Source organism: Streptomyces alkaliterrae (assembly GCF_007097205.2).
Taxonomy (GTDB): Bacteria; Actinomycetota; Actinomycetes; order Streptomycetales; family Streptomycetaceae; genus Streptomyces; species Streptomyces alkaliterrae.
Genome location: NZ_VJYK02000437.1, coordinates 1 through 3,371, shown reverse-complemented (window position 1 = coordinate 3,371; position 3,371 = coordinate 1). Strand labels below are relative to the sequence as shown.

The 3,371-nt window shown below is 73.2% G+C and carries 5 protein-coding genes; 4 read left to right on the top strand and 1 reads right to left on the bottom strand.

From position 1 onward, the window contains the following. From FNX44_RS25225 to FNX44_RS25215, 3 genes are all read left to right on the top strand, one after another. On the top strand, nt 1-527 hold a 527-nt coding region (locus FNX44_RS25225; RefSeq protein ID WP_228450205.1), incomplete at its 5' end, for a lytic polysaccharide monooxygenase auxiliary activity family 9 protein. A 148-nt stretch (nt 528-675) separates the two neighbouring features. Then, the gene (locus FNX44_RS29800) at nt 676-852 is read left to right on the top strand and encodes an anthrone oxygenase family protein (protein WP_323369662.1); all 177 of its coding nucleotides are present in this window, start codon (nt 676-678) and stop codon (nt 850-852) included. Nucleotides 853-945: 93 nt separating this feature from the next. Next, nucleotides 946-1,983 carry an ion channel gene (locus tag FNX44_RS25215; protein WP_143651301.1) on the top strand — a complete coding sequence of 346 codons (1,038 nt, stop codon included), beginning with the start codon at nt 946-948 and terminating at the stop codon, nt 1,981-1,983. Here FNX44_RS25215 and FNX44_RS25210 read toward each other — a convergent pair. Next, a complete protein-coding gene (locus tag FNX44_RS25210; protein ID WP_143651300.1) occupies nt 1,959-2,894 on the bottom strand; it encodes an EamA family transporter in 936 nt (311 codons plus the stop codon). The genes FNX44_RS25215 and FNX44_RS25210 overlap by 25 nt on opposite strands. Nucleotides 2,895-2,940: 46 nt before the next feature. On the opposite strand from FNX44_RS25210, the gene FNX44_RS25205 reads away from it, so the two are divergent. After that, a partial coding sequence (locus FNX44_RS25205; protein WP_143651299.1) for a MarR family winged helix-turn-helix transcriptional regulator occupies nt 2,941-3,371 on the top strand: 431 nt, incomplete at its 3' end.

Sequence of the window (3,371 nt, the reverse complement as noted above, 5' to 3'; positions counted from 1 at the left end):
CCACCCCGCGTCCCCGGCGGCGGCGCGCGCTCGCCGCCGTCCTCGGCGCCTGCGTCGCCCCGCTGATCGTCGTCTCCCTGCCGGCCTCCCAGGCCAGTTCGCACGGCTACATCTCATCCCCGCCGAGCCGTCAGGCGCAGTGCGCGGCGGGCGTGGTGCCGTGCGGCCAGATCAAGTGGGAGCCGCAGAGCGTCGAGGGCCCGAAGGGCCTGCGGAGCTGCAGCGGCGGCAACGCCAGGTTCGCCGAGCTGGACGACGACAACCGGGGCTGGACGGTCTCCCGGGTCGGCACCACCCAGACGTTCAGCTGGCGGCTCACCGCGCCGCACGCCACGAGCACCTGGCAGTACTTCGTCGGCGGCACCAAGGTCGCCGAGTTCGACGACCGGGGCGCGCGCCCCGGCCACACCGTGAACCACCAGGTCAACTTCGGTTCGTTCCGGGGCAAGCAGAAGATGCTGGCGGTGTGGAACATCGCCGACACCGCCAACGCCTTCTACGCCTGCGTGGACGTCGACATCCGCTGAGAACCGCCGCCGACGCGGCGCGCGGACGACGGTGAGACGCCCGGGGATGCCCCGAGCGTCTCACCCGTGTCCACGACCCCCACCGTCCGCTGGACTGCCTGCCGGCGGGCGGGGTGCAACTGGTCGGGGGCCGGCGCCCACGGCCGTGGTGAACGTGCCGCTGAACGAGCGGCTCGACCGGGCCGCCGGCCCCCCCGACGCGGCCGAGGCCGCGGCGCTGTGGGCTGCGTACGCGCCGCGCTGGACGCGGCGGAACCACGTGCGGGCCCTCGCCGCCACGCTCTCCGTGCCGCTCACCGGCGCCGGCCTGCTCCTCCTGCCGTGACGCGGAAACCCGGCGCCCCCGGTGCCGCGGCGCGGGGCCGGTCGCTACGATGCGGGACGCACCGCCGCTCGTACACCAGCCCGGGAGTACTCCGTGCCGCTCCTCCTCACCCAGCTGCTCCGGGCGCTCCGCGGCCGGCTGCGCGGCTGGCGCAAGGCGCTGGCCGTCATCGGCTTCGTCTTCCTCACGAGCTGGCTCGCCATGTGGTTGGCGGAGGGCGGCGAAGGCCAGCTCGCCAGACCGGAGAACTACTGGTGGTGGTTCCTGATCACCTCCGCGACGGTCGGCTACGGCGATCTCTACCCGGTCGAGGGTGCCGCCCGACTCGTGGGCGCCTACGTCGTGGTGGCCGGAATCATCACCCTCACCATGCTCTTCACCGAGCTGGCCGACCACCTCCAGAACCTCAGGGGAAAGCGCATGAAGGGCGTACTGCCGCAGCAGGCCGAGGGCCATGTCGTCGTGCTGGGCTACCGCGCCGGCCGCACCGAGCGGATCGTGCACGACCTGCGCCTGGAGGAGGAGCGGGAGGTCGTGCTGTGCGCGTGGGAGGAGGACGCGCCCGAGCATCCGATGCCGGAGGAGGACGGCGTCGGCTTCGTGCGCGGCGACCTGTCCTGCCTGGACGTGCTGTCCCGGGCCGCAGTCGCCCGCGCGGGCGCGGTGATCGTCGACGCGCGGGACGACAACGAGGCGCTGGCCCTCGCGCTGGCCGTGCGGCACACCGCGCCCCGGGTGCACCTGGTCGCCGCCCTGCGGGACATGTCGCGCCGCGCGCACCTGCGGTACGTGGACCCGGAGATCCAGTGCGTGCAGTGGCACATGCCGAACCTGCTGACCGAGGAGGCGCTGGACCCGGGCGTGACCGAGGTCTACACCGAGCTGACCAGCAGCTCGGGCAGCAGCAACACCTACTCGCTACCGCTGCCGGGCGCGTTGGCCGGCCGGAGCTTCGGCGAGTGCCAGACCTGGTTCGGCCGGGAGTTCGGCGCGACGGTGATAGCCGTCCGGCAGGGCGGCGCGGCGACGGTGAACCCGTCGTGGGACACCGTGCTGACCGGCGACGCCGTGCTGTACTACCTGGCCGCCGCCCGCGTCGACCCCCGTCACCCGGCGGCGACGCTGGACTGACCGCGCTTCGCCGGCCGCTTCCCGCCGCCGGGCGGGAAGGCGTCGTCGAGCTTCGGCTCGGGCCGCCTGGCCTGCGCCAGCACCATCGCGGACAGCGCGAGCGCGGCGCCGACCAGTTGCAACGGCCCCATGCCCTGCCCCAGTGCCAGCCAGCCGACGACGGTCGCGACGATCGGGCTGAGCAGTCCGAGGAAGATCACCTCGTTGGGGCTGAGCGCCCGGATGCCGCGGAACCACAGCGCGTAGGAGAGAGCGGCGCCGACGACGGCGAGGTAGCCGTAGCCGAGGAGGTTCACGGCGGTCATGCCGGCCGGGGGCGGGCCCTCGACGAGCAGCGCGAGCGGAAGCAGCAGCAGTCCGCCGCCGACGAGTTGCCAGCCGGTGGTGGCGAGCAGCGGCGCCGGGGAGCGCCACCGCTTGCTGAGTACCACGCCGAACGACATCGTCACGGCGCCCCCGACGGCCGCGACCATGCCGAGCACGTCCAGCCGCGCGTCGGCGCGCAGCACCAGCAGCGCGACGCCCAGCACCCCGACAACACCGGCGAACACCGTGCGCCGGGCCAGCCGTTGGCCCAGCAGCCCGGCCGACAGCGCGGCCACGAAGAGCGGTTGCAGCGCCCCGAGCGTCGCGGCCACACCGCCCGGCAGCCGGTAGGCGGCGACGAACAGCAGCGCGAAGAACACACCGATGTTCAGCGCGCCGAGCACCAACGACCGCCACCACCACGACCCGCGCGGCAGCCTCCGGGTGATCAGTACGAGCAGCAGCCCCGCGGGCAGCGCCCGCAGCACGGCGGCCAGCAGCGGACGGTCCGGCGGCAGGAACTCGGTGGTGACGTAGTAGGTGGTGCCCCAGACGGCGGGCGCGAGGGCGGTGGCCAGCAGGATCGTCACACGATTACTTAGCATTAAGATAAATTATCACAGCGCTAAGACATTCGCCTAGACTTCCCTCATGAGCGAACCCTCACAGCCGCCGGACCACGTCGACCGGGTACTCGAGCAGTGGGCCCGCGAACGCCCCGACCTCGACGCCTCCCCCATGGCCGTCATCGGCCGCATGGGCCGACTCGCCCGCATCGTCGAGGCCGAGCTGAACCACACGTTCGCCCGACACGGCCTGGACCGCTCGTCGTTCGACGTGCTCGCCACACTGCGCCGCAGCGGCCCGCCCTACCGGCTCACCCCGGGCGCTCTGACGCGATCCTCGATGGTCACCTCGGGCGCGGTCAGCCAGCGCCTCGACCGCCTCCAGGCCCGCGGCCTCATCACCCGCACCCCGAACGCCACCGACCGCCGCTCCATGGACGTCGCCCTCACCGACGAGGGCCACGCCCTCATCGAACGGGCCCTCCCCGACCACCTCGACACCGAACACCGCCTCCT

What these genes read in the sequence shown, in the direction of transcription:
- FNX44_RS25210 (WP_143651300.1), bottom strand. Translation starts at nt 2,894, where the DNA reads ATGCTAAGTAATCGTGTGACGATCCTGCTGGCCACCGCCCTCGCGCCC.